At 70.2% G+C, this 25,239-nt stretch carries 22 protein-coding genes; 15 read left to right on the forward strand and 7 right to left on the reverse strand.

Annotated elements, in window-relative coordinates; all coding sequences use genetic code 11:
• The first annotated feature begins 11 nt into the window (after positions 1–11).
• Complete coding sequence (locus ORI60_RS13405; protein WP_266037530.1) at positions 12–911, forward strand: DUF4142 domain-containing protein; 900 nt, start codon at positions 12–14, stop codon at positions 909–911.
• A 95-nt stretch (positions 912–1,006) separates the two neighbouring features.
• Entirely contained in the window at positions 1,007–2,476 is a 1,470-nt protein-coding gene (locus ORI60_RS13410; RefSeq protein WP_266037532.1) for a DUF1996 domain-containing protein, read from the forward strand.
• A gap of 79 nt (positions 2,477–2,555) precedes the next feature.
• Here ORI60_RS13410 and ORI60_RS13415 read toward each other — a convergent pair whose 3' ends face one another.
• Positions 2,556–2,984, reverse strand: coding sequence for a DUF6210 family protein (locus ORI60_RS13415; RefSeq protein ID WP_266037533.1), 429 nt, complete (start codon positions 2,982–2,984; stop codon positions 2,556–2,558).
• A 144-nt stretch (positions 2,985–3,128) separates the two neighbouring features.
• Here ORI60_RS13415 and ORI60_RS13420 point away from each other — a divergent pair, with 144 nt between their 5' ends.
• The 3 genes from ORI60_RS13420 (at position 3,129) to ORI60_RS13430 (ending at position 6,935) form a co-directional block, all read left to right on the forward strand.
• Entirely contained in the window at positions 3,129–4,292 is a 1,164-nt protein-coding gene (locus ORI60_RS13420) for an alginate lyase family protein (RefSeq protein WP_266037534.1), read from the forward strand.
• A gap of 35 nt (positions 4,293–4,327) precedes the next feature.
• Entirely contained in the window at positions 4,328–6,016 is a 1,689-nt protein-coding gene (gene ilvD, locus ORI60_RS13425; protein ID WP_266037535.1) for a dihydroxy-acid dehydratase, read from the forward strand.
• Between the two features lie 136 nt (positions 6,017–6,152).
• Complete coding sequence (locus ORI60_RS13430) at positions 6,153–6,935, forward strand: PRC and DUF2382 domain-containing protein (protein WP_266037536.1); 783 nt, start codon at positions 6,153–6,155, stop codon at positions 6,933–6,935.
• Between the two features lie 54 nt (positions 6,936–6,989).
• Here ORI60_RS13430 and ORI60_RS13435 read toward each other — a convergent pair whose 3' ends face one another.
• Entirely contained in the window at positions 6,990–8,588 is a 1,599-nt protein-coding gene (locus ORI60_RS13435) for an AMP-dependent synthetase/ligase (protein ID WP_266037537.1), read from the reverse strand.
• Between the two features lie 50 nt (positions 8,589–8,638).
• Between ORI60_RS13435 and ORI60_RS13440 the strand changes: the two genes are divergently transcribed.
• Together ORI60_RS13440 and ORI60_RS13445 are read left to right on the forward strand one after the other, a co-directional pair.
• Entirely contained in the window at positions 8,639–9,178 is a 540-nt protein-coding gene (locus ORI60_RS13440; RefSeq protein WP_266037538.1) for a TetR/AcrR family transcriptional regulator, read from the forward strand.
• A 37-nt stretch (positions 9,179–9,215) separates the two neighbouring features.
• Positions 9,216–9,824: an alpha-ketoglutarate-dependent dioxygenase AlkB gene (locus ORI60_RS13445; protein WP_266037539.1), complete on the forward strand. Its 609-nt coding sequence runs from the start codon at positions 9,216–9,218 to the stop codon at positions 9,822–9,824.
• Positions 9,825–9,871: 47 nt separating this feature from the next.
• Here the strand turns inward: ORI60_RS13445 and ORI60_RS13450 are convergent, their stop codons facing one another.
• A complete protein-coding gene (locus ORI60_RS13450; RefSeq protein WP_266037540.1) occupies positions 9,872–10,819 on the reverse strand; it encodes an SDR family oxidoreductase in 948 nt (315 codons plus the stop codon).
• Between the two features lie 132 nt (positions 10,820–10,951).
• On the opposite strand from ORI60_RS13450, the gene ORI60_RS13455 reads away from it, so the two are divergent.
• A complete protein-coding gene (locus ORI60_RS13455) occupies positions 10,952–11,836 on the forward strand; it encodes a helix-turn-helix transcriptional regulator (protein ID WP_266037541.1) in 885 nt (294 codons plus the stop codon).
• Here ORI60_RS13455 and ORI60_RS13460 read toward each other — a convergent pair.
• Together ORI60_RS13460 and ORI60_RS13465 are read right to left on the reverse strand one after the other, a co-directional pair.
• Complete coding sequence (locus tag ORI60_RS13460; RefSeq protein ID WP_266037543.1) at positions 11,803–13,437, reverse strand: PHP domain-containing protein; 1,635 nt, start codon at positions 13,435–13,437, stop codon at positions 11,803–11,805. The genes ORI60_RS13455 and ORI60_RS13460 overlap by 34 nt on opposite strands.
• Positions 13,438–13,508: 71 nt before the next feature.
• Entirely contained in the window at positions 13,509–14,894 is a 1,386-nt protein-coding gene (locus ORI60_RS13465) for a PP2C family protein-serine/threonine phosphatase (RefSeq protein ID WP_266037545.1), read from the reverse strand.
• Positions 14,895–15,031: 137 nt separating this feature from the next.
• Between ORI60_RS13465 and ORI60_RS13470 the strand changes: the two genes are divergently transcribed.
• Complete coding sequence (locus ORI60_RS13470) at positions 15,032–19,177, forward strand: HAMP domain-containing protein (protein ID WP_323055908.1); 4,146 nt, start codon at positions 15,032–15,034, stop codon at positions 19,175–19,177.
• A 155-nt stretch (positions 19,178–19,332) separates the two neighbouring features.
• Here ORI60_RS13470 and ORI60_RS13475 read toward each other — a convergent pair whose 3' ends face one another.
• Positions 19,333–19,701 (reverse strand): STAS domain-containing protein, encoded by a 369-nt coding sequence (locus ORI60_RS13475; protein WP_266037549.1) that lies wholly within the window; start codon positions 19,699–19,701, stop codon positions 19,333–19,335.
• A gap of 104 nt (positions 19,702–19,805) precedes the next feature.
• On the opposite strand from ORI60_RS13475, the gene ORI60_RS13480 reads away from it, so the two are divergent.
• The 3 genes from ORI60_RS13480 to ORI60_RS13490 all read left to right on the forward strand — a co-directional run bounded on the left by ORI60_RS13480 (position 19,806) and on the right by ORI60_RS13490 (position 20,867).
• The gene (locus ORI60_RS13480; RefSeq protein WP_266037550.1) at positions 19,806–20,192 is read left to right on the forward strand and encodes an ATP-binding protein; all 387 of its coding nucleotides are present in this window, start codon (positions 19,806–19,808) and stop codon (positions 20,190–20,192) included.
• Positions 20,193–20,213: 21 nt separating this feature from the next.
• Positions 20,214–20,447 carry a DUF6480 family protein gene (locus ORI60_RS13485; protein WP_266037551.1) on the forward strand — a complete coding sequence of 78 codons (234 nt, stop codon included), beginning with the start codon at positions 20,214–20,216 and terminating at the stop codon, positions 20,445–20,447.
• A gap of 72 nt (positions 20,448–20,519) precedes the next feature.
• Positions 20,520–20,867, forward strand: coding sequence for an STAS domain-containing protein (locus tag ORI60_RS13490; protein ID WP_266037552.1), 348 nt, complete (start codon positions 20,520–20,522; stop codon positions 20,865–20,867).
• On the opposite strand, the gene ORI60_RS13495 is transcribed toward ORI60_RS13490, so the two are convergent.
• Positions 20,856–21,740, reverse strand: a complete 885-nt coding sequence (locus ORI60_RS13495) for a Ppx/GppA phosphatase family protein (protein ID WP_266037553.1) — start codon at positions 21,738–21,740, stop codon at positions 20,856–20,858. The two genes, ORI60_RS13490 and ORI60_RS13495, sit on opposite strands and share 12 nt — an antisense overlap.
• Positions 21,741–21,849: 109 nt before the next feature.
• Here ORI60_RS13495 and ORI60_RS13500 point away from each other — a divergent pair, with 109 nt between their 5' ends.
• The 3 genes from ORI60_RS13500 (at position 21,850) to ORI60_RS13510 (ending at position 25,239) form a co-directional block, all read left to right on the forward strand.
• Entirely contained in the window at positions 21,850–22,833 is a 984-nt protein-coding gene (locus tag ORI60_RS13500; protein WP_266037554.1) for an alkaline phosphatase family protein, read from the forward strand.
• Between the two features lie 85 nt (positions 22,834–22,918).
• Positions 22,919–23,824 carry a GNAT family N-acetyltransferase gene (locus ORI60_RS13505; protein WP_323055909.1) on the forward strand — a complete coding sequence of 302 codons (906 nt, stop codon included), beginning with the start codon at positions 22,919–22,921 and terminating at the stop codon, positions 23,822–23,824.
• 209 nt (positions 23,825–24,033) lie between these two features.
• On the forward strand, positions 24,034–25,239 hold the full coding sequence (locus ORI60_RS13510; RefSeq protein WP_266037556.1) for a glycoside hydrolase family 88 protein: 1,206 nt from the start codon (positions 24,034–24,036) through the stop codon (positions 25,237–25,239).

Raw genomic sequence — 25,239 nt, forward strand, 5'->3', positions numbered from 1 at the left:
TGCGACTCCCCATGGACTTGGCGAAGCCGACGCGACTGATGGTCGCGCTGGCAGGCTGTGCGCTGGCGGTGCTCCTGAACACCGGAACCGCTGCCGGACAGCCCTCCACGCCGTCCGCCCCCATCTCCACGCCGCCGCCGGACAGCGGCGGCAAGGGCGACGAGGTCGTCCAGACGCAGTGGGGGCCGCTCGGACCGGCCGACCGGGACTTCATGAACCGCGTCAAGCAGGCCGGGCTGTGGGAGAAGCCCGCGGGCGAGAAGGGCAAGGCCAAGCGGGCCGACCAGCCCAAGATCCAAGAGGCCTGCAAGCACCTCATCGAGGGGCACACCCTCCTGGACAACGTGGTGAACCGGGCGGGCGTCCTGCTCGGCCACACGTTGCCCGCGGAGGCCTCGGACGAGCAGAAGGGCTGGCTCGCCGAGATGGACGCGGCGAACGGCGACGAGTTCGACGCCGTCTTCGCCAACCGGCTCCGCGCGGCGCACGGCAAGGTCTACGCCTACGCCGCGCAGATCCGGGCCGGCACCAAGAACGAGCTCATCCGCATCCTTTCCACGCAAGCGATGATCACCGTCTTCGACCACATGAAGGTGCTCGAGGAGACCGGTCGCGTCGACTTCGCCGGACTGGAATCGCCACAGCCGCTCGCGCCCCCGCCGCCCGCGAACGATTCCGGAACTCCGGAACCGACGGGTGACCAGGCGGCCGAGCGGTCGGCGAACCCGACCGACGGCGTGATCCCGACCGTGCCGCAGGGCACCAGGTTCACCCGCACCGCCGAACAGGGCGTGTTCGGGGACAACAACGGTGTCTTCTTCGGCGCCATCGCGGTGCTCGCGCTCGCGCTGGTGGGGATGCGAATGATATCCCGATCGAAGAAATCACGGCGGAAATCTCGTTCGTACTAACGCAAACAGCACACCCAGGTTCATCCCGAAGATAGCGGCCCCATACCGCCGTCAGCTTCACCATGCCGTTTTATCGGACTACCACGAGGTGGCAAATGGCTATTCACCGGAGGAAATCCACGATCTGGCTCACCGCCGCCGCGGCGGCGATGGCCGTGGTCGCGGGCGGTGCCGCGGTGGTGGCCATCAGTTCTTCTGATGGCGCCGCGCTCGCCGACGGTCCGGACAAGAGCTTGTTCGTCGACATCACCAAGGTGAAGCCGAACGTCAAGAAACCGAAGCCGGAGAACGACGCCACCACAGGCACGTTCACCGTCGACTGCGGCCGGAACGAGAACGGGCACTTCAACCCGGACAACTTCATCGCGCAGCCCGGTGTCCGCAACGGTGCCCAGCACCTGCACGACTACGTCGGCAACCTCTCGACGAACGCGGACTCCAACAACAAGTCGCTGCAGGCTGCGGGCACGACCTGCAAGAACGGTGACAAGTCCGCCTACTTCTGGCCGGTCGTCCGCATCACCGACGAGGAGCCGGAGGAGGCCGCACCGCCCGCGGAGCAGGCCCCGCCGAAGAAGGACGACAAGGCCCAGCAGGACAAGGACAAGGCGGCCAAGGAAGCTGCCCAGCTCGAGTGCCCCGACGTCGCGTCGCTGCTGCCCGAGGACGTGCCGGACGCGGCCCAGGCGGAGATCGACCGCGAGCTCGAGAACATCGAGAAGGTGACCGCCGAGGCCGAGAAGAGGCTCGAGCAGGTCAAGGCCCAGGACCGCGACAACATCATCGTCGGCCCGACGCGCGAGAAGCGCGCCGCGATCCTGAACCGGATGATGCTGGCGTTCAGCCGCCAGGGCAAGCAGGCTCCCGACCTGAACCCGGCCGCCGCCTGTGCGGTGCAGGACAAGGCCGCCGGCGAGAAGGGTCTCGACGACGGCGGCGAGAACGCCGAGGCCGCCCAGGCCGAGGGCACCGAGGACAAGAAGAACCAGAACAACCCCGAGGAGAACGCGAACAACGAGCTCGAGGGCAACGAGGGCGAGATCCAGCGCCCCGCCGTCGTCGACCTGACGTTCCGCGGCAGCCCGACCGGCAAGGTCGTCGCGATGCCGAAGTTCCTCCGCGTTCTCTACGGTGACGCCAAGGCCGGCCAGAACGGCCCGAAGAACGCCAAGGCGTCCTGGACCTGCACGGGCTTCGAGGACAAGGTCCTCATGGACAAGTACCCGATCTGCCCGCAGGGCTCGAAGGTCAAGCGCGTGCACGACTTCCCGAGCTGCTGGGACGGCAAGAACATCGACTCCGCGAACCACCGCGACCACATCGTGTTCCCCGACCAGAACGGCAAGTGCAAGAACGGCTTCAAGGCCGTTCCGCAGCTGCGCATCTCCCTGACCTACAACATCCCGCTCGACGTCCAGAAGGAAGGTCGCTACCTGGTCGACTCCTTCCCGGAGGAGGAGCACAACCCGCTCACCGACCACGACGACTTCGCGAACGTGATGTCGCAGAAGATCATGAACCGCCTCGTCAACTGCGTCAACACCGGCAAGAAGTGCCGCGAGTGACGCTCTGACCTCGTAGTTCTGAAGAGCCCGGTGCCCCTCCCGCGCACCGGGCTCTTCGCTGTCCGGCCACAGTGGAGCGTCAGTCCGAGTTGCACCACAGCAGCACGCCGGGCCCGTCCGGCGTGATCACCGGGATCCACGCCTCGTCGGCGTCCCGCATCCGGCTCTCGTCCAGCCGCAGGACGCTCGGCTCCTCCTCGGACCCGTCGCACGCCCAGTACCCGATCATCGCGACGATCTCGCGCAGCCTGCCCCGCTCGGCGTCCGACCAATCGCGGCCCCAGGCGCCCGCACCGCGCAGGTCCCTCTCGAACAGCTCGCGCAGAGCCCTCAGCCCTTCCGGGCCGGACAGCGGCACGAGGAAACCCTCCACCTGTCCCAGCCAACAGGCGGTTCCTCCGTACTGCTGCTGGTAGACGACCCCGGTCTTCGCCTCGACCACCGTGTGCAGCCAGCCGTCACCGGCGCTGCCGTCGGGGTCGAGGAAGACGAAGTGCTGAGAGCTCATGAACGGCAGCTTCGCGCGCCGAAGCCCCGACTTCCACCGCGATTCCGCCCGGCCGGGCCGTTCAGCCACGTGAACCGGTTCACCAGCGTGAACGTTGTTCCGGAATGATTGACCCCAAAGGTATAGACCACTAACACTGGCCGCATGGTCACCCGTTCCTGCACGGTCTTGATCGCCCTGCTGGCATCCCTACTGGTCCCGGTCACCGCCCAGGCGGCACCGGCGACGTTCGTCCACCCCGGAGTCGTGGTCTCCCGGCCGCAGCTCGACTTCATGCGCACCAAGGTCCTGGCCGGCGCCCAGCCGTGGAAGACCGCCTACGACCGCATGATGGCGTCGAAGTACGCCGACCTGAACCGCACGCCGAAACCGCGGGCCGTCGTGGAGTGCGGGCCCGTCAGCAATCCCAACAACGGCTGCACCGACGAACGCGAGGACGCCCTCGCCGCCTACACGCTGTCGCTGGCCTGGTACGTCACCCGCGACGCCCGGTACGCGGCCAAGGCCATCCAGATCATGGACGCCTGGTCCGCCACCATCCGCGACCACACCAACTCCAACGCCCCGCTGCAGACCGCGTGGTCGGCCAGCAGCTGGCCCAAGGCCGCCGAGATCATGAAGCACGTCTACGGGACGTGGCCGAACAGCGCCCGGTTCGGCACGATGCTGCGGAACGTCTACCTGCCCGAGATCCAGAACGGCCGCGCGAACACGAACGGCAACTGGGAGCTCAGCATGATGGAGGCGTCGATCGGCATCGCCGTGTTCCTGGAGGACCGCGCGGCCTACGACAAGGCCGTGAGCATCTTCCGGACGCGCATCCAGGCGTTCATCTACCTGACCACCGACGGGGCGCTGCCGAAGACGCCGCCGGGCAGCGGCATCGACACCAGGGCCGAGATCATCTCCTACTGGCACAACCAGTCCACGTTCGTCGACGGCCTCACCCAGGAGACCTGCCGCGACTTCGCCCACACGGCGTACGGGCTCTCCGCCGCCTCGCACCTCGCGGAGACCGCGCGGCACCAGGGCCAGGACATCTGGGGCGAGATCAAGGACCGCATGCGGCACGCGTGGGGCCTGCACACCAGGTACCAGAACGGCGAACCCGTGCCGTCGTGGTTGTGCGGCGGCTCCTACAGCCGTGAGCTCGGGCCGACGCCGGAGGTCAGCTACAACGCGCTGAACACCCGGCTGGGCATCGCGATGGCGAACACCAAGCTCTACACCGAGTCGAAGCGTCCACACGGGACCGACAACCTGTTCATCGCCTGGGAGACGCTGACCCACGCGGCCAACCCCTCCTAGAGCCAACCTGTCCTGGGAGCGACTAGCGTGCGCTCATGACCGAGACACCGGACGTGAAGCCACGCAGCCGCGACGTGACCGACGGCCTGGAGCGCACCGCCGCGCGCGGCATGCTCCGGGCCGTCGGCATGGGCGACGAGGACTGGGAGAAGCCGCAGATCGGCGTCGCGTCGTCGTGGAACGAGATCACGCCGTGCAACCTGTCGCTGGACCGCCTCGCGAAGGCGTCCAAGGACGGCGTGCACGCGGCCGGCGGCTACCCGCTGGAGTTCGGCACGATCTCCGTGTCGGACGGCATCTCGATGGGCCACGAGGGCATGCACTTCTCGCTGGTCTCGCGCGAGGTGATCGCCGACAGCGTCGAGACCGTCATGCAGGCCGAGCGCCTCGACGGCTCCGTGCTGCTCGCGGGGTGCGACAAGTCGTTGCCCGGCATGCTGATGGCGGCGGCGCGGCTCGACCTGGCCAGCGTGTTCCTCTACGCGGGGTCGATCCTGCCGGGCCGGGTCACGCTGACCGACGGCACCGAGAAGGAAGTCACGATCATCGACGCGTTCGAGGCCGTCGGGGCGTGCTCGCGCGGCCTGATGAGCCGTGAGGACGTCGACCTGATCGAACGCGCGATCTGCCCCGGCGAGGGCGCGTGCGGCGGCATGTACACCGCGAACACCATGGCGAGCGCGGCCGAGGCGCTGGGCATGTCGCTGCCCGGCAGCGCCGCTCCCCCGGCCACCGACCGGCGCCGCGACGGGTTCGCGCGCCGCTCCGGCCAGGCCGTGGTCGAGATGCTCCGCAGGGGCATCACGGCGCGGCAGATCATGACGCGCGAGGCGTTCGAGAACGCGATCGCCGTCGTGATGGCGTTCGGTGGCTCCACCAACGCGGTGCTGCACCTGCTCGCCATCGCGCACGAGGCCGGCGTCGAGCTGTCGCTGGACGACTTCAGCCGCATCGGCGCGCGCGTGCCGCACCTAGCCGACGTGAAGCCGTTCGGCCGGCACGTCATGACGGACGTCGACCGCATCGGCGGCGTGCCCGTGGTGATGAAGGCGCTGCTCGACGCCGGTCTGCTGCACGGCGACTGCCTCACCGTCACCGGCCGCACGGTCGCCGAGAACCTCGCCGACATCGCCCCGCCCGACCCGGACGGCCTCGTGCTGCGCGCGCTCGACAAGCCCATCCACCACACCGGCGGCATCACGATCCTCAAGGGCTCGCTCGCCCCGGAAGGCGCCGTGGTCAAGTCCGCGGGCTTCGACTCGGACGTCTTCACCGGCACCGCCCGCGTGTTCGACCGCGAGCGCGCCGCCATGGACGCCCTGGAGGACGGCACCATCACCGCGGGCGACGTCGTGGTCATCCGCTACGAGGGTCCCAAGGGCGGCCCGGGCATGCGCGAGATGCTCGCGATCACCGCCGCGATCAAGGGCGCGGGCCTCGGCAAGGACGTCCTGCTGCTCACCGACGGCCGGTTCTCCGGCGGCACGACGGGCCTGTGCGTCGGGCACGTGGCACCGGAGGCCGTCGACGGCGGCCCCATCGCGTTCGTGCGCGACGGCGACCAGATCACGCTGAACGTCGCCGCCGGGACGCTCGACGTGGACGCGGACCTCGACAGCCGCCGCGAGGGATGGGCTCCGCTGCCTCCGCGCTACCAGCGCGGGGTGCTCGCCAAGTACGCCAAGCTGGTCGGCTCGGCCTCGCGCGGCGCGGTCTGCGACTAGGCCCTCACGTCCCCCACTCGGCTGAACCGCCAGGCGGGAGCGGGTCACCCGGTCGGAGGGTGACCCGCGATCGGCCCCCTTGTCCCGGGTACCTCGCCTGCACAGGCAACCAGACCCAAGGCGGAGGGACGGCACGATGATCGATCAGACGCACGTTGAGGCTCTGTACGACTGCGACGTGATCGACAACAGGGGCGAGAAGATCGGCTCGGTCAAGCAGATCTGGCTGGAGGACGGCACCGGCAAGCCCATGTGGGCCGAGGTCCACACCGGACTGTTCGGTCTGCGGCAGAGCTTCGTCCCGATCCAGCAGGGCGAGGTGGCGGGCGGCGGCATCACCGTCCCCGTGTCCAAGGAGCAGGTGAAGGACGCGCCGAGCGTGCACACCGACGACAACCACATGTCGGACGAGGAGCAGGAAGCGCTCTACCGGCACTACGGCATGATCCCGCACGCCAAGACCGGTGAGCACGACCGCATCGACGGCAGGCAGGAGCGCAAGCGGGCCGCGATGGAGAACCGCGAGCAGCCGGCCAGGCACGGCAGGCGGGACGAGGGCGCCGAGGTCACGCTCTCCGAGGAGAAGCTGGACGTCGGTACCCGCAACGTCGAGGCGGGCCGCGTGCGGCTGGTCAAGCACACGGTGACCGAGCAGCGCAACATCACCGTGCCCGTGACGCACGAGGAGGTCCGGGTCGTCCGCGAGCCCGCCACCGGTCAGCCGGGCAGGGCGTTCGCCGACGAGCAGGCCGAGGTCACGCTGCACCGCGAGGAACCGGTGGTGCAGAAGCGCGCCGAGGCCACCGAACGGGTCCGGCTGGAGAAGAACGCCGTCACCGAGCAGAGGGACGTCAAGGGCGAGGTCCGCAAGGAACGCGTCGAGGTCGAGCGCGACGACGAACCGCGTGGCCGTCGCTGACCGAACACCTGACGAACCGCCCGCCACTTCCGTCGGCGGGCGGTTCGTCTTTCCCTAGTACAGGCCGTTCAGCACGTCGGCGTAGCGCCGCTCGATCTCCCGGCGCCGCGGCTTCAGCGACGCGGTGAGCAACCCTTCCTCGACGCTGAAGTCCTGTTCCAGCACGGCGAAGCGCTTGATCGTCTCGTGCCGCGCGAGCTGGGCGTTGACCGTCTTGATCGCGTCGCCGACCTCGGACTCCGCGTCGGTGAGCCCGCCGGCGGTGTCCGCGTCGAGCGTCACGAGCGCCACGCAGTACTGGCGCCGGTCGCCGTGCACGATCACGTTGCTGATGTACGGCGACGCCGCGTTGATCATGCTCTCGATCCTGGTCGGCGCCACGTACTTGCCGCCCGAGGTCTTGATGAGCTCCTTCTTGCGGTCGGTGATCTTCAACCGCCCCGCGTCGTCGAGCTCGCCGATGTCACCGGTGTGCAGCCAGCCGTCGACGAGCGACTCGGCGGTCGCGTCGGGCCGGTTGTGGTAGCCGCGCATGACACCGGGGCCGCGCAGCAGCACCTCGCCGTCCTCGGCGATCTTGACCTCCATGCCGGGGATCGGCGGGCCCACCGTGCTGATCTTGATCATGCCCGGCCGGTTGAAGAACGTCGCCGCGGACGACTCGGTGAGCCCGTAGCCCTCCAGGATCGTGATGCCGGCGCGCTCGAAGAACTCGGCGATCTCCGGTGCGAGAGGGGCCGAGCCCGACACGAAGTAGCGGATGCGGCCGCCCACCCGGTCGCGCAGCTTGCGGTACACCAGGCGGTCCGCGAGCCAGCGCGTCGCCGGGCCGTGGTCGCGGTCGGCCCACCGGAAGATCTTCTCGGTGATCCCGCCCTTCTCCCGCGCGCCCGCGACGATCCGGCCGTGGATCTTCTCGAAGATGCGCGGCGCGGCGGCCACGATCGACGGCCGCAGCTCGCCCAGGTTGTCCACGATCCGCTCGACGCTGCCGTCGACGGCGGTCGGCACGCCGGAGGCGATCATCGCCATCGTCAGCACCTTGCCGAACGCGTGCGAGAGCGGCAGCCACAGGAAGTGCAGGTCCGTCGGCCGCAGGATGCCCAGGGACGCGATGGCCTCCGCCGTCGTCAGCCAGTTCTCATGGGTGAGCTCGACACCCTTGGGCGTGCCGGTCGTGCCCGAGGTGTAGATCAGCGTCGCCAGGTCGTCCGGCGCCAGCCCGCCGATCAGCGCCTCGTAGTCGCCCGAGCCCCGGGGCACCGCGCCGAACCGCAGCACCTCGACGCCGTCGGGCACCATCGCGGCGTGCTCGTCGGTCCCCACGACCACGATCCGGCTGCCGGAGTCGCCGATGACGTGCGCGACCTCCGCCGCCGTGCTGTTCGGGTAGATCGTCGTGGTGGCGCCGCCGGCGGCGAGCACGGCGAGGTCGGTGACGATCCACTCGATGCTCGTGGGGCCCATCAACGCCACGCGGTCACCCTTGCGCAGGCCCGCCCCGGCCAGCCCGAACGCTTCGGCGGCCACCCGCTCCTGCAGCTCGGACCACGTCAGCGAGACCCAGCCACCGCCGTCGCGGTACCGCATCGCCTCGGCGTCGGGCGTGCGCGCGACACGATCGCGCAGCAGGCCGGGAATCGACAGCGCCATTGCTTCTCCCCTTCTCTGGAGCGTCGCTCCAGAGCGGTACTCTAACCCTCGTGTCCGACCGACGACAGTCTCTCCTCGACGCGGCGCTCCAGCTCGTCGGCGAAGGCGGCCTCGACGCCGTCACGATCGCGGCACTGACGGAGCGGTCGGGCATGTCGAACGGCAGCATCTACCACCACTTCGGCAGCCGTGCGGGCGTGTTCGCGCAGCTCTACGCCGACAGCTACGCCCGCTGCGTCGCCGCGATGCTCCCCGCGCTGAAGACCTCGACGGCCTCCGAGGGCGTGCGCGGCCTGACGTTGAGCTACCTCGACTGGGTCATGGCGAACCCGGACCGGGCGCGCTTCCTCTACGCCGCACCGGACCACGCCGACCCCGCGGCCAAGACGGCGGAGTTCGCGCCGGTGCTGGCCTGGTTCCTCGACCGGATGGCGTCCGGCGACCTGCGCACCGTGCCGCCGTGGGCGCTGGAGCCCGTGGCGATGGGGCCGGCGCACGAGTCGGTGCGCCGGTTCCTGCTCGGGGTGTTCGACCTGGCCCAGGCGCGCGAGATCGTCGCGGACGCCGTGTGGGCCGCGCTGAAGCCCTAGCTGGCCCTAGAACACACGTTCGATTATCCTGCGTTCCATGCGCCAGGGATCACTGTTCGACCTGGACGCGGAGCCGGAACTGGCTCCGCTCGCCCCGCGCCGCACCGAGCTCGGCCACGGGGCGTGGATCGACGTCCAGCCCGGCTGGCTCGCGGGCGCCGACGCGCTGTTCGACCGGCTCGTCGACGAGGTGCCGTGGCGGGCCGAGCGCCGCCAGATGTACGACACCGTGGTCGACGTGCCGCGGCTGCTCTGCTTCTACAGCGGCGCCCTCCCCTTCGACGTCCTCACCACGGCCCGCGACAGGCTCAGCAGGCACTACCTGGCCGAGCTGAAGGAGCCGTTCACCACCGCCGGCCTCTGCTACTACCGCGACGGCCGGGACAGCGTGGCCTGGCACGGCGACACGATCGGCCGCGGCCAGACCGAGGACACGATGGTCGCGATCCTGAGCGTCGGCACGCCGCGCGCCCTGCTGCTGCGGCCGCGAGGGGGCGGCGAGACGCACAAGTACGCGCTGGGGCACGGCGACCTGCTCGTGATGGGCGGCTCCTGCCAGCGCACCTGGGAACACGCCGTCCCGAAGACCTCGAAGGTCGTCGGGCCGAGGATCAGCGTCCAGTTCCGCCCGCACGGAGTCCGTTAGGTCGTGTCCCGGAAGTTCGTCCGGTGGCAGGCGCGGGCGAGGGCCCGCTACTGCCGCCCGACGGGACTTCCGGGACACGGCCTGGCGAGGAGTTCCTCGGACACCTGCCACACGCGCCGGGCCTCGTCGGCGTCGCGCAGCCGGCTGTAGAGGGCCTGCTCGGCGGGCGGGCCGCTCAGGTGGCCGAACCGGCTCGGGCCGTAGAACACGCCCGCCTCGGGTCCCGTCGCCGCGAGCAGGGCCGGGAGCTGGGCGGACTCTACGGTGCCGAGGACGCCCACCGACGACAGGACCCGGATCGCGCGCACGCCCAGCGTGTCGCCGGCGCGGCCGATCTCGGGACGGGCGGCGAGCAGGTTGGTGGGCGCGACGCCGGGATGGGCGAGGTTGCTCGTGATCCCCCAGCCGCCCGCCTCACTGCGCCGCGCGAGCTCCAGCCCGAACAGGCCGAGAGCGATCTTCGACTGGCTGTAGGCCTTGCCGCCGCTGTAGGACCGCTCCCAGTTCAGGTCGTCCCAGTTGATGGCGTTCTGGTTCGCGGCGATGCTGATCTGGGACGTCACGCGGGCGCGACCGGCCCTCAGCAACGGCAGCAGGTGCCCGACGAGGGCGAAGTGGCCGAGGTGGTTGGTGCCGAACTGCAGCTCGAACCCGTCCGCGGTGGTCTGCCGCTCGGGCGGGGTCATGACGCCCGCGTTGTTGACGAGGACGTGGACGGGCTTGCCCTCGGCGAGCAGCGTCTCGCCCAGCGCGGCCACCGACGCCAGCGAGGACAGGTCGAGCGCGCGCAGGGTCACGTCCGCGCCGGGGGTCCGCCGCCGGATCGCGGCGATCGCGGCCTCGCCCTTGCGCTGGTTGCGGACGGGCATGACGACCTCGGCCCCGGCCGCCGCGAGCCGGCCCGCGATGCCGAGCCCGACGCCGTCGCTGGCGCCGGTGACGACGGCCCGCCTGCCGGTCAGGTCCGGGACCTCGATGTCGAACTCCCTGCTCATCGCGCACTCCCCTGCTCGTCGTGGTGTCTTCCTCCACAGTGGCCGGACCGGCGCGCCCGCATCCAGGACCTCTCGCTCCGTGGCTACCGCAGCGCGCGCACGTTAGAAACTGGGGAGACGAGAGGAGCCGCCGTGATCGACCGAGCCGGCCTGGCCGCGTTCCTGCGGCACCGCAGGGAGGCGTTGCAGCCCGAGGACATCGGCCTCCCGCGCGGGCCGCGGCGCCGGACCAGCGGGCTGCGCCGGGAAGAGGTCGCCGCCCGGTGCAACATGTCGGCGGACTACTACGCGCGCCTGGAACAGGAACGGGGCACGCACCCGTCCGAGCAGATGATCGCGGCGATCGCCCAGGGCCTGCACCTGTCGCTGGACGAGCGCGACCACCTGTTCCGGCTCGCCGGGCACACCCCGCCGTCGCGCGGCGCGATCAGCGAGCACGTGAGCCCGGGCCTCGCGCGGATCTTCGACCGGCTGCACGACACCCCGGCCGAGATCGTCACCGAGCTCGGCGAGACCCTGCGCCAGACGCCGCTCGGCGTCGCGCTCACCGGGGACGCGACCCGGTACACCGGTCCGGCCAGGAGCCTCGGCTACCGGTGGTTCACCGACCCGGCGTCCCGCGCGCTGTACGAACCCGCCGACCACGAGTTCCTCGGCCGCATGTTCGCCTCGGGCCTGCGCGAAGCCCTCACCCGGCGCGGCCCCGGCTCGCGGGCCGCGCGGTACACCGACCTGCTGCTCGCCCGCAGCGAGGAGTTCCGGAGGCTGTGGGACGCCCAGGAGGTCGGCATCCGCCCCAAGGAGGTCAAGCGCTACGTCCACCCGGCCATCGGAACGCTGGAACTGCAGTGCCAGACGCTGCTCGACCCCGACCAGCACCACTTCCTGCTCGTCTACACGGCCACGCCGGGCACCGAGAGCTACGAGAAGCTGCAGCTGCTGTCCGTCGTCGGAGCCACCGCGCCGACGACGGACAGCCGAGGTCAGATCACGTCCACGAACACCGGGTTCGCGTAGAACCAGAGGTCGGCCCACGGGTCCGAGTTGGCGATCTCGTCGATCATCGGGTCGCCCGACGAGGTGAGCCGCTTGCCGTCGCTGCCCCGCAGCCGCAGGTAGAACGACCGCTCGACGTTCTTGAAGGTGTACGAGAACCGGATCTTGCCGGTGCGCGGCACCTCGAACGTCTTCGCGACGGTGGTCTCCGGCGCGAGGAACAGGTCGCGGTCGGCGGCCGGACCGGTGACCGGGCCCGAGATCAGGTCGACCTTGGCCAGCACCGGCCTGGCGCCGGAGAAGTTCGGGCCGGACGCGCGGTCGACCTCGATGGTGACCTCGACGTCGCCGCCGCGGCGCACGAACGTCCGCCCGCCGAGCGTCACGCCGCGCAGGTCGTCGCGCGAGCGCACGCGCAGCTGCAAGCCGTCGATCAGGCGGCCGTGGACGGTCAGCACCTTGCCCGCCTGCAGGCCGCGCATGATGTCCACGTAGGACTTCGACCGGGAGCCGACGATGTTCGAGCCGTACTGGCCGGGGAAGAAGTCGCCGTAGCCGGTCTGCTTGACGCCCGAGTCGATCGGCGCGCCCTTGGAGCCGGTGGTGGCGTAGTCCTGTTTGCCCGGCGTGAGAGTATCGCCGAACACCTGGTGGACGTCCGAGTTCGCGGTGATCCACCACGGGCGCCCCTCGGCGAGCAGGGAGTCCCACAGACCGCCGACCTTGGCGGTCATCCAGTCGAAGCCGCCGTGCGTGCGGTAGGACTCCGGCGGATAGCCGGGGAACGACTCGGGACCGGGCGCGGCCGTGTCGTAGTAGCCGCGCGCACGGCCGGGGCCGCCCGCGGACTTCGGCATGCCGGCGGCCTGGTGACCGGGCGCGCCCTCCATGCCGACCGCGACACCGGGAGCCGCGTCGCGCCAGCCGCGGATCTCGTGCGGGCTGTCCACGCCGCGCCGGGACGGGTGGTTCGCGAACATCAGCGCGATCTCGGTCCGTCCCGAGAGGACCTGCGCCTCCAGGTACCGCAGGGCGGCCAGGGCGAGGGACTCGGCGTTGTTCGCGATGCGGCCGTCGTAGGAGAGCTCGAACGCCTTGAGGATGTCGACGGTGTTCCTGCCGGGCGGCAGGAACACCGTGGCGTGCTCCGCGCCGGGGATGTTCCACTCCAGGCCCTGGTAGACCAGCACGTCGCGCTGCGACCGGCGCACGCGCTCGATGTCGGGCGTGATCTGGTCGATCGAGAACTTCTGGTGCGCGACGCCGCCGTGGTCGGTGATGACGACCCAGTCGAGGCCGAACTCGTGCGCCTTCGCGACCTGCTGCGCGATCGTGTACTGGCCGTCGTCGGAGTAGTGGGTGTGGATGTGGTGGTCGCCCGCGTACCAGCGCTCACCACCGCCCCACGGGTTGACCGGGACGTGCGCCTCGGCCTTGCCGGTCCCGGCGGCCACGGCGACACCGGCGGCGCCGGCCGCGATGCCCAGGCCCGCCAGGAACCTGCGGCGCTCGACGGACGCCGGGCGGTCGTCCGCGGGGTCGAGCCAGCTGCCCTCAACCGGCTCTAGCTCGTGGTGGTGGTGCGCGTGATCACCGTGCGGGTGATCGTGGGAGTGGGACATGCGCAGATCTCAACCGGTCGAGCTGTCCAGGCAAACGAACGGAGGATGAACCCTTGTACCGGGAACTTCATTCACACGGCCTGGACGGCCAGCAGAGCCAGGTCGTCGTGGTCGTCCCGGTCCAGCCACCTGAGCACGGCCCGCTCGCAGTGCCGCGCGATCTCCTCCGCCGACTGGCCCTTGCACTCCTTGAGCACCGCCCGCAGACGCTGCTCGCCGAACAGCTCGGTGCGGTTCGTGTGCGCGCGGGCCTCGGTGAACCCGTCGCTGTACAGCACCAGCGTGTCCCCCGGTGCCAGCGTGACCTGCTCGCCGGAGAACCGGACGTCCGCCAGGATTCCGACGATCGCGCCCGTGGCGCTCACCTCGTCCACGGTGCCGTCGGCCCTCAGCACCAGCGGCGCGGGATGGCCCCCGGACGCGAGCGACAGCCGCGCTCCCCCGTTGGCCAGCGGCACCAGCTCACCGACCACGAGCGTGGTGAAGAGCTTCGAGCCGGTGGCGCGCAACGAGGTGTTCAGCAGGTGCAGCAGCCGCACCGGGTTGGTCTCGACCAGGGACAGCGCCTGCAGCGACTGCCGGACACGTCCACTGTGGACCGCGGCCTCCAGGCCGTGACCGCAGACGTCGCCCAGCACGAACGTCGCCGAGCCGTCCGTGCGCGGGTGGACGTCGTAGAAGTCCCCGCCGACCAGCGCCCGCTGGTGGGCCGGGATGAACACCGAGGCGAGCGTCACACCGCGCACCTCGGGCAGCGGCAGCGGCAGCAGCGCCGACCGCAGCACCTCGATCGTCCGCTGCTGTTCCGTCAGCTTCGACGCCGACTCCAGCGCCACGGCGGCGTGCTTGCCGAACAGCCGGATCCGCTCCACGTCGTTCGGCGCGAAGTCGCCCTTCCGCGCGACGACCAGCGCACCGCCGACGCCCAGCGGCACGGCGAGCGCACAGCCGAAGTCCTCCGGCACACCCCAGCTGCCTTCACCCAAAGAGGTGATCCTCATCAGACTGGACGTGCCGGTCAGCACCTCGGAGATCTCCGAGGCACGGCGGGGCGTGCGCGTGACGGTGGGCTCGCCGCCGTCGCAACGCCACCACTCCAGCCGGTCGCGGGTGGCCGGCACGACGGCGACGCAGTGCTCGCCCAGCAGCTCCGCCGCGAGCTGCACGATCGTCTTCAGGGTCAGGTCGCGCGACCCGCCGCCGGCGAGCCGCAGGTGCGCGTGGTCCAGTGTGGAGTCCGCGAAGTACCAGGCGCTCCAGCCGTCACCGAGGTCGTGCCGGCGGCCCGCGACGTGCACGTCGAACTGCCCGCCGACGCCGAGCCGGGGGAACCTGTCGGCGGCCGCGGCGTTGCGCACGCGCACCACTCCCGCGGCGTCCACGACGAAGACGGCTTCCCGCAGCCCGTCCACCAGGCGCTGCCAGCCGTCGAGGTCGATGCCCACGGCGCTGCTCATCCGCTCTTGTCCTGCGCGGCAGGCCGGGTCATCACGGCCTCCTGCGGGTCGTTTGCGTGCATCGCGGCATCAAGTTACCTCGCTCCCAACCTAACGTGGCAGTCTTGGCTGCGACCACCGAGGCACGGAGGCTTGGAGTGACCACGGCCAACGAAGAGACGGACGCGACCCTCGAAAGGGTTCTCTCCGCCATGAGAGACCTGCGTGACGGCAACTTCCGCCGCAGGCTCGTCGTGCCGGGGAACGGGCCCGTGTCAGCGCTCGCGGACGTCTTCAACGAAATCGCGGAACGCAACCAGTGGCTCGCCGGCGAGCTCGGCCGGGTCCGCCAGGCGGTGGGCCAGGAGGGCCGGCTGACCGAACGGGTGGCACCCGCGGGCACCGCCGGTGGCTGGTCGCTGATCGCGGACTCGGTGAACGGCCTGGTCGAGGACCTGATGCGGCCGACGACCGAGCTGAGCCGCGTGCTCGCCGCCGTCGCCGAGGGCGACCTGACCAAGCGCATGTCGGACCAGACGCTGCGCGGTGAGTTCGCCACTCTCGGCTCGACGGTGAACGGCCTGGTCGACCAGCTGTCGTCGTTCGCCGACGAGGTCACCCGCGTGGCCCGCGAGGTCGGCACGGACGGCCGCCTGGGCGGTCAGGCGAAGGTGCCCGGCGTCGCCGGCACGTGGCGCGACCTGACCGACAACGTGAACTCGATGGCGAACAACCTGACCAACCAGGTCCGCAACATCGCCCAGGTCGCGACGGCGGTGGCCACCGGCGACCTGACCCAGAAGATCACCGTCGACGTCTCCGGCGAGATGCTGGAGCTGAAGAACACGCTGAACACGATGGTCGACCAGCTGTCGTCGTTCGCGGACGAGGTCACGCGCGTCGCCCGCGAGGTCGGCACCGACGGCAAGCTCGGTGGCCAGGCGAAGGTCCCCGGCGTCGCCGGCACGTGGCGCGACCTGACCGACAACGTGAACTTCATGGCGGACAACCTGACGACCCAGGTCCGCAACATCGCCCAGGTCACCACCGCCGTGGCGCTCGGCGACCTGACCCAGAAGATCACCGTCGACGCGCGCGGCGAGATCCTGGAGCTCAAGTCCACGATCAACACGATGGTCGACCAGCTGTCGTCCTTCGCGGACGAGGTCACGCGCGTCGCCCGCGAGGTCGGTTCGGACGGCCGGCTGGGCGGTCAGGCCCAGGTGCCCGGCGTCGCCGGCACGTGGCGCGACCTGACCGAGTCGGTGAACGTCATGGCGAACAACCTGACGACCCAGGTCCGCAACATCGCCTCGGTCACCACCGCCATCGCGCGGGGCGACCTGACGCAGAAGATCACCATCGACGCCCGCGGCGAGATCCTGGAGCTGAAGACCACCATCAACACGATGGTCGACCAGCTCTCCTCGTTCGCCGACGAGGCCACCCGCGTCGCCCGCGAGGTCGGCACCGAGGGCCGGCTGGGCGGCCAGGCCCAGGTGCCCGGCGTCGCCGGCACCTGGCGCGACCTGACCGACAACGTCAACTTCATGGCGAACAACCTGACCAACCAGGTCCGCAACATCGCGCACGTCGCCACGGCCGTCGCGAACGGCGACCTGTCGCAGAAGATCACCGTCGACGCGCGCGGCGAGATCCTGGAGCTCAAGTCCACGCTGAACGTGATGGTCGACCAGCTCAGCTCGTTCGCCGAGGAGGTCACCCGCGTCGCCCGCGAGGTCGGCACCGACGGCCGGCTGGGCGGCCAGGCCCGCGTGCAGGGCGTCGCCGGCACGTGGAAGGACCTCACCGACAACGTCAACCTGATGGCGGACAACCTGACCAACCAGGTCCGCAACATTGCCGCCGTCGCCACCGCCGTCGCGAACGGCGACCTCTCGAAGAAGATCACCGTCGAGGCCAAGGGCGAGGTCGCGGCCCTCGCCGAGACGCTGAACGGCATGGTCGACACGCTCCGCGCGTTCGGCGACGAGGTCACCCGCGTCGCCCGCGAGGTCGGCACCGAGGGCATCCTGGGCGGCCAGGCCCGCGTGTCCGGCGTCGCCGGCACGTGGAAGGACCTCACCGACTCGGTGAACTTCATGGCGGACAACCTGACCAACCAGGTCCGCAACATCGCCCAGGTCACCACCGCCGTGGCGCAGGGCGACCTGACGAAGAAGATCGACGTCTCGGCCCGCGGCGAGATCCTGGAGCTGAAGACCACCATCAACACGATGGTCGACCAGCTCAGCTCGTTCGCCGACGAGGTCACCCGCGTCGCCCGCGAGGTCGGCACGGAGGGCAAGCTCGGCGGTCAGGCCGAGGTCGACGGCGTGGCCGGCACGTGGTCGAAGCTGACCGACAACGTCAACCAGCTCGCCTCGAACCTGACCACCCAGGTCCGCGCCATCGCCGCCGTCGCCACCGCCGTGACCGCGGGCGACCTGACCAGGCAGATCACCGTCGACGCGTCCGGTGAGCTCGCGGAGCTCAAGGACAACGTCAACCAGATGATCGCGAACCTGAAGGAGACCACGCGCGCCAACCGCGAGCAGTACTGGCTCAAGACGAACCTGGCACGCCTGTCCGGTCTGATGCAGGGCCACCGCGACCTGCGCGCGCTGGCGTCGTTGATCATGAGCGAGCTGACGCCGCTGGTCAGCGCCCACCACGGCGCGTTCTTCCAGATCGAGGAGGACGACTCCAAGCAGACGCTGGAGCTGACCGCCACCTACGGCTTCCGCCTGGACGCCGCCCGCACGACCCGCGTGGCCATGGGCGAGTCCCTGGTGGGGCAGGCGGCCCTGGAGAAGAAGACGATCCTGGTCAGCGACGTCCCCGGCGGCTACCTGACCGTCTCCTCGGCGCTCGGCGAGTCGGCCCCGGTGAACCTCGTGATCCTGCCGATCCTGTTCCAGGGCGAGACCCTGGGCGTGATCGAGCTGGCGTCCCTCAACGAGTTCTCCGACGTCCACCTCGACCTCCTGGACCAGCTGAAGGAGGCCATCGGCGTCAACGTCAACACGCTGCTGGCCAACTCCCGCACCGACGCCCTGCTGGTCGAGTCCCAGCGCCTCACGACGGAGCTCAGGGCCGGTTCCGAGGAACTGGAGGACCGCGCGCGCCAGCTCCAGACGGCCTCGAAGTACAAGTCCGAGTTCATGGCCAACATGTCCCACGAGCTCCGGACGCCGCTGAACTCGCTGCTGATCCTGGCCAAGCTGCTCGCCGACAACCTCGACGGCAACCTCAACCCCAAGCAGGTCGAGTTCGCCCGCACGATCCACTCGTCCGGCTCGGACCTCCTGCAGCTCATCAACGACATCCTCGACCTCACCAAGGTCGAGGCAGGCCACATGACGCTGCACGAGGACCCGGTCCACCTGGACGAGCTCGTCCGCTACGTCGAGACGTTGTGCCTGCCGCTGACGGCCGAGAAGAACCTCGAGTTCTCCGTGCGGGTGGACCCGAACGTCCCGGAGACGCTCCACACCGACGAACACCGCCTTCAGCAGATCCTCAGGAACCTGCTCTCGAACGCGGTGAAGTTCACCCACGACGGCGGCATCCGCCTGCACGTGCGCATGGACGACCCGTCCACCGTGGCGTTCGACGTACACGACACCGGCATCGGCATCCCGGCCGAGAAGCTCGCCGTGATCTTCGAGGCCTTCCAGCAGGCGGACGGCACCACGTCGCGCAAGTACGGCGGTACGGGCCTGGGCCTGTCCATCAGCCGTGAGCTGGCACAACTGCTCAACGGCGCCCTGCGGGTCCGCTCGGAGCCGGGCATCGGCTCGACCTTCACCCTCTGCCTCCCGCTGGGCAAGGTCGTCCCGGACGCGGTCGTCCTGCCGGAACCGCCCCCGATCGTCACCCCGGCGCCGGTCCTGGCCGCCTCGAGCTCGATCCGCTTCCACGGCGAGAAGGTCCTCGTGGTGGACGACGACCTGCGCAACGTCTTCGCGCTCACGAGCGTGCTCGAGCTGGTGGGCCTGGAGGCGATCTACGCCGACAACGGCATCACGGGCGTGCGGGCACTCGAGCAGTACGACGACGTGGCCATCGTGCTGATGGACATCATGATGCCCGAGCTGGACGGCAACGCCACGATCTCGGCGATCCGCGCGATGGAGCGCTACGCCGACCTCCCGGTGATCGCCGTCACGGCCAAGGCCATGAAGGGCGACCGCGAGAAGTCCCTGGCCTCAGGAGCCACCGACTACGTCACCAAACCCGTGGACACCGAGCACCTGATCCGGCTGATCGCCTACTACCTGGGCGTCTCGGCGGAGGCCTGACGGCCCTAGGTCGTGTCCCGGAGGTTCGTCCGGTGGCAGGCGCGGGCGAGAGACCCGGAGCCGCTACTGCCGCCCGACGGGACTTCGGGGACACGGCCCAGCCGCGTGGAACGGGCGAGACCGGCGACGGCCCGCCCTTCCGCGCGACGCGCCCCTCAGCGGGCGGAGTCCACCGCCTCCTGCACGGCGAGGTCCACCGACTCGTGCAGGTTCAGCACCTCGGCCACGTCGGCCAGCTCGAACAGCCGCCGGACCGGCGGCTGGGCGGCCGCGATCCTCAGCTGACCGCCGGCCTCGGCCAGCCGGCGGTGCCAGTCGAGCACCAGCGCCAGCCCGGTCGAGTCCATGAACGCGAGTCCGGCCAGGTCGAGCACCGCGTGCGCCCCGGTCACGTCCTCGTCGAGCCTCGCGGCCAACAGGGGGACGGTGTCGATGTCCAGCTCGCCGGCGACGGCGAGCACTCGCCATCCCCGCTGGACCTCGCTGCCGACGTTGAGCTCCATCGTCGCCGTTCCCTTCGCCACGCCCGACTCGTGCGACCCAAATCGTGCAGCACGACGTTCGACCATGCGACCACCGGGGGGCTGAAAGATCCGAACGACGCGCCGGATGTGCGACGATGCGCCTTGTGTTGAACGACCCACTGGCAGAGGTGCGGGTGACCCTGACCGCTGAGGGCGGTTCGTGCGCTCGCGCACGTCAGGTGGTGCGCGAGGCCGCGGCGTCGTGGGAGCTGTCCGAGGACCTCAGCGACGACGCGCAGCTCGTCGTCACCGAGCTCGTGTCCAACGGCATCGATCATGGTGAGGGACCGATCACACTCACCGTGAGCCGCAAGGCGGGCGGCATGCTCGTCGAGGTGCGCGACGAGTCGCCGAAGCTGCCTGAGCTGAGACCGGTCGACCCCAGCAGCCCGCGCGGGCGCGGCATGCAGCTCGTGCAGGCGCTGAGCGTGGAGTGGGGCACGAGACCGCAGAACGGCGGAAAAGTGGTCTGGGCTCAGCTAGAACCGTGAAAACGGGGTACCTCAACCCTTATGACCGCACTTCCGCCTGACCCCGAACCCGACCGCACGCCTGGGCTGGAGCCCGGTGGCGGGGTGAACCCGGGAGAGACCCCTCCGGACTCCGGATCGACCACCACAGGCCTGTCCCACCACGAGCGGACTCCGCCCAAGGCGACCGCCGGACGCATCGTGATCGCGATCATCGTGTTGTTCGCCGTGCTGGTGGCCGCGATGCTCCTGACCCGGGCTTTCCTGCTCGTGTAGCCGGGGCTCGGCACGTCTCAGGTTGTGGGCTTCCGCCGATGGCGCGTACGGTCGGTGCGGACGGGAGTCTTCATGAACCAACTTCGCCAGAGAACTACCTACGTCCAGTCCATCCCGATCGTCGCTCTCACCGGCGAGATCGACATGATGTCCTCCGCCCCGGTGACGAGCAGGCTCGCCGAGCTGCTCGATCGCAAGCCGCCCGCACTGGTCGTCGACCTGCGGGAAGTGCGTTTCTTCGGCTCCGAGGGCATTCGCGCGCTGGTGGAGACCCAGCACCAGGCGGACGAGCTCGGCGTCAAGTTCGGCGTCGTCAGCGACAGCAGGATCGTGCTGCGCCCGCTGGAGATGACGGCGGTCGACCAGCTGTTGCTGCTGTTCGCCGACGTCGAGGACGCGGTCACCGCCCTACGCGGCTGACGAGCTCTTCGCGCGCGAGCGCTCCACCAGGGAGAGCAGCAGGCCTTCCTTGGTGGACCACGGGGAGATGTCCACGACGTCGTGGCCCGAGACCTTCATCAGACCCTCCGCGACCACCGCGCCCGCCAGCGACTGCTGGGCACGGTGGCGCGAGATCCCCGGCAGAGCCGCGCGTTCGCGGACCGAGAGCTTCGCGAGGCGCGGAATCCACTTCTCCAGGTCCTTGAGCCGCAGCTGCCGCTGCGCGTAGGTGCCGTTGCGGGCACCGGCCAGGCGGGCCAGCTGTTCGAACACCTTCGAGCACCCCACCGCGTGAGCGCTCTCACCCCACGGGAACGCGGACGTCAGCCGCTCGGCGACCTCCACGCGCATCTCCGTGACGGTCATGCCGGTGCGCGTCAGAGTCCTTGCCCCCAAAGGCAAGGACACTGCTCGTTCGGGCTCGTCGCCGGACCCGGCGGCGAGCTCGACGGTGCCGCCGCCGACGTCGAGCACGACCATCGGCCCCGCGCTCCAGCCGAACCAGTGCCGGGCCGCGGCGTAGGAGAGACGGGCTTCTTCCTTGCCGGACAACACCTTCAGCTCGACGCCGGTGCGCCGGGCCACTTTGCGGATGACCTCGTCGACGTTCGCCGAGTCACGCACGGACGACGTGGCGAAGGGCAGGAACTGGACGTCGCCCGCCTTCTTGCGGGCGGCGAGCACGGCGGCGCAGAGCGACTCGACTCCGTCGCGGCTGATGGCCCCTTCGGAATCCAGCTCCCGGTCCAGCCGCAGCCGGACCTTGTGGGACATCAGCGGACGCAGCAGGTCTCGTTCCACGACCACCAGGTGTGCGCTGAAGCACCCGACGTCCAGAACTCCGACCGCCATCCGCCACCTTCCTTCTGCCAAGTCTTCTTTACCTCATCGGCAGCCATTGTGCGGACCTCAGCCCCCGAACGAGCAATCTTGACCCGATGAGATGCGTTACAGTCACCGAATGTCACTGGCGGAGATACCTTCCCGGCTCGAACACGCCCTCGGCAAGGCGCATTCCGGCGTAATCGTGCTGGCGGTGGACGGTCTCTCCTCGGACGTGGCCAAACAGTCCTGGCTGTCGGCCTCCGTCTCGACGTTGTCCTCCACGGTGCCGCCGACGTCCGCGACGGCGTTGCTGACGGCGCTGACCGGGGTCTCCGCCGACGTCCACCGGGTGCCGGGATCGGTGTACCGCAACGGATCCGGGCTCGTGCACGCCGTCAACGGCATGCCCGCGATCCCGGACCTGCCGACCGTGCTCGAACGGCACGGCGCGACCGTGCTGGCCCGCGAGCTCGACCTCCTCGAAGGCACCTGGGCGCAGGCGCTGCTCCGGGGGTGCACCCGGATACCCGCACCGGCCAGGCACAAACTCGTGGCGCAGGCCGAGGACCCGCCGCTGCTCGTCGCCAACGTCGTCGCCGACCTCGACAAGGCGCTCAAGGACGCCCGGTTCCTCTGGACGTACGTCAACATCGACGACCACGTGCACCGCCACGGGTACGACGAGTCGGTGCACGAGGCCATGCTCCGCCTGGACGCGCACGCATCCCGTTGGGCCGCACAGGGTTGGACCGTCGTGGCGCACTCCGACCACGGCATGGTCGGAGTGGACCCCGATCCGGAGCTCGTCGAGGCCTGGGACGCGATCGTGCGCGAGGAGTGCGTGATCCCCTCCGGCGGCGCGGGACGGATGCGGTGGCTCTACCCGAAGGCCGATCGCCTGGAGGTCGTCTTCGACCGCGTGGCAACGGCTCTGGGCGACGCGGCGACCGTTCACCACGCCACCGATCTCGGCCTGCCGCAACCCGAGGCCGGCCCGGTCGTCGCGGTGGCCGCGTCGCCGCGGTTCCCCCTGCCGGATCCCTCGGTGCGCTACGAGCACGGCGGCCTGAGCCGGGACGAGATCGACGTCCCCTTCGCCGTCTGGCAAGCCGTACAGTGAGCGCGTGCACGTCGAATTCTCCACCAGCATAAGGGAAATCGATTCTGCCGATTGGGATTCCGTTGTGCACCAAGCAGGTGCGCCGGTGTTCTACCGACACGCGTACCTCAGCGCCTGCGAGCAGTCGCCGCTGACGGCCGTCAGCGCGTGCGCTTACTTCGTGGCACGGGACGGCGGCCGGCCGGTCGCCGTCCTGCCCGCCTACCTCCAGACGGCCGCGAACCCGTTGCGCCGCCTGCACGAGGTCTACCCGGAGGCGGCCGGCGAGCCCGCGCTGCTCAGTCCCGCCTGGCAGTGCCACGACGCGCACGTGCCGGCCACCGCCGAGGTGCTGCCGAGGGTGCTGGACCGCATGATCCGCACGGCGTCGATCCTCGGCGCGCGCTGGTGCGGTTTCGTGCACGTCCAGCGCGGCGGCGCGCTGTCGCAGGCACTGCGCGCGGCTGGCCTGCCCGCACGCCACTTGACGGACATCTGGGCGACCGGACTCACCACCTACGAGCACTACCTCGCGGGCCTGAGCCGCCGGGCCAGAGCGAACCTGCGCCGCAACGAACGAAGATCGGCCGGGGCCGGCGTGACCGCCGAGACCCTCCCGGTCGACCACGCCGCGCTCGACGAGATCACCCTGCTGTGCGTCAAGACCGCGAGCCGCTTCGAGGACAACGGCTTCCACCCCGACACCACCTTCGCCGAGTTCGTGACGGCGCTGGGCCCCCTGGCGCACGTGATCGAGGTGCGCCAGCACGGCAGGCTCGTCGCGGCCGGCGTGTGCCTCACCGACGCCACCCGCCTCCACACCTGGGCCTGCGGCGTCGACTACGCCGTGGACGGCGGCTACAGCCCGTACGGCGTCCTGTTCGCCGAGTCCGTCCGGCTCGCGACCCGCCTGGGGCTCTCGAGTTTCGAAGGCGGCCGGGGCGACGCCGCGTTCCAGCGCCGCCACGGCCTGAGGCCGCACCACCTCGACGCCGTTCTCCTCCGCGTCTGAACACCGAACCGTTCACAAGGGTGAACAATTCGTTTTACACCGCCGAAATCCAGGAAGTTCATATATCTGATCAGTCGCAGCAACGCCTTTACGCTGTTCAGGGCGCAGAACAAGACGCGGGAATCAATTTTGACGCACCTTTACACGCCTTGATCCGATCTGGCAGTGTGGCGCCGGGCGCAAGACGAAGAAAGGGACTGGACGGTCTCGTGAATCTGTCTCGACGCACCCTTCTGGCGTCCGCAGCGGCCACTCCCCTGCTCACCGGAGCAGGTGTGGCCGCCGGTGCGGGGGAAGCCGCAGCTTCCCCCGCCACCCTCCGGGCGGCCCTCGACCACGGCAACGCCAAGCTGAAAGCGGTCGCACCCGGCATCACGTCGTTCCCGGAGATCACCAGGGCCGAGAGGTGGACCTACGTCGCCGACGGCGGCTGGATCGGCGGCTTCTGGCCGGGCACCCTGTGGCTCGCGCACCTCGACAGCGGCGACGCCCAGTTCCGCGCGCTCGCCGAGGCCGCCGGCGAGCGGCTGGCACCGCGGCGCCTGGAACCGCGCGACCACGACCTGGGGTTCCTCTTCTACCCCTCCTGGGTCACCGCGTACCGGCTCACCGGCGACACGAAGTGGCGTGACGGCGCCGTCGACGCCGCGACCACGCTGATCCAGCGCTGGAACGCCACCGGCCGGTTCATCCGCGCGTGGGGCAGGCTCGGCACGCCGGGCAACGCGGGCCGCGTCATCATCGACACGATGATGAACCTGGACCTGCTCGCGTTCGCCACCGAGCAGACCGGTGACCGCAGGTTCCTGGACATCGCGATCGCCCACGCCAGGACCACCCAGACGCACTTCCTGCGCCCGGACGGCTCGACGCCGCACGTGTTCGACTTCGACCCGGACACCGGCGCGGCCCTCGGCCCGAACACGGTGCAGGGCTACAGCCCGGCGTCGTGCTGGGCGCGCGGCCAGGCGTGGGGCATCTACGGCTTCACGACCATGTACCGGCGCACCGGCCTGCGCGAGTTCCGCGACACCGCGCGCAGGATGTCCGACTACGCGCTGTCGGTGCTCACCCCGGACGGCGTGCCGGTGTGGGACTACCGCTCACCGCTGGGCGTCCACGACGTCAAGGACTCGTCGGCGGGCGCGATCATGGCGTGCGGCCTGCTCGACCTCGCGAAGGCCACCGGCACGACCCGCTACCGCGACCGTGCGCTGAGGATCCTCGACGGCCTGGTCACCACGTGCCTGACGACCAGGTCGGCGCGTGCCGAGGCGATCCTGGCACGCGGCACCCGCAACCGCCCGGCCGAGGACGGCGTGGAGGTCTCGCTGCCGTACGGCGACTACTACCTGTACGAGGCGATCCTGCGGGTGCTCAAGCCCGCGCAGATCGCCAAGGCCATCGGCCTCTGA

Source organism: Lentzea sp. NEAU-D7, assembly GCF_026242055.1.
Lineage (GTDB): Bacteria > Actinomycetota > Actinomycetes > Mycobacteriales > Pseudonocardiaceae > Lentzea.

Coding starts and splice junctions, on each gene's coding strand:
- ORI60_RS13485 (WP_266037551.1), top strand. CDS start 20,214: ATGACCGCACTTCCGCCTGACCCCGAACCCGACCGCACGCCTGGGCTG.
- ORI60_RS13430 (WP_266037536.1), top strand. CDS start 6,153: ATGATCGATCAGACGCACGTTGAGGCTCTGTACGACTGCGACGTGATC.
- ilvD (WP_266037535.1), top strand. CDS start 4,328: ATGACCGAGACACCGGACGTGAAGCCACGCAGCCGCGACGTGACCGAC.
- ORI60_RS13450 (WP_266037540.1), bottom strand. CDS start 10,819: ATGAGCAGGGAGTTCGACATCGAGGTCCCGGACCTGACCGGCAGGCGG.
- ORI60_RS13445 (WP_266037539.1), top strand. CDS start 9,216: ATGCGCCAGGGATCACTGTTCGACCTGGACGCGGAGCCGGAACTGGCT.
- ORI60_RS13495 (WP_266037553.1), bottom strand. CDS start 21,740: ATGGCGGTCGGAGTTCTGGACGTCGGGTGCTTCAGCGCACACCTGGTG.
- ORI60_RS13460 (WP_266037543.1), bottom strand. CDS start 13,437: ATGTCCCACTCCCACGATCACCCGCACGGTGATCACGCGCACCACCAC.
- ORI60_RS13465 (WP_266037545.1), bottom strand. CDS start 14,894: ATGAGCAGCGCCGTGGGCATCGACCTCGACGGCTGGCAGCGCCTGGTG.
- ORI60_RS13410 (WP_266037532.1), top strand. CDS start 1,007: ATGGCTATTCACCGGAGGAAATCCACGATCTGGCTCACCGCCGCCGCG.
- ORI60_RS13420 (WP_266037534.1), top strand. CDS start 3,129: ATGGTCACCCGTTCCTGCACGGTCTTGATCGCCCTGCTGGCATCCCTA.
- ORI60_RS13435 (WP_266037537.1), bottom strand. CDS start 8,588: ATGGCGCTGTCGATTCCCGGCCTGCTGCGCGATCGTGTCGCGCGCACG.
- ORI60_RS13500 (WP_266037554.1), top strand. CDS start 21,850: ATGTCACTGGCGGAGATACCTTCCCGGCTCGAACACGCCCTCGGCAAG.
- ORI60_RS13415 (WP_266037533.1), bottom strand. CDS start 2,984: ATGAGCTCTCAGCACTTCGTCTTCCTCGACCCCGACGGCAGCGCCGGT.
- ORI60_RS13490 (WP_266037552.1), top strand. CDS start 20,520: ATGAACCAACTTCGCCAGAGAACTACCTACGTCCAGTCCATCCCGATC.
- ORI60_RS13405 (WP_266037530.1), top strand. CDS start 12: ATGGACTTGGCGAAGCCGACGCGACTGATGGTCGCGCTGGCAGGCTGT.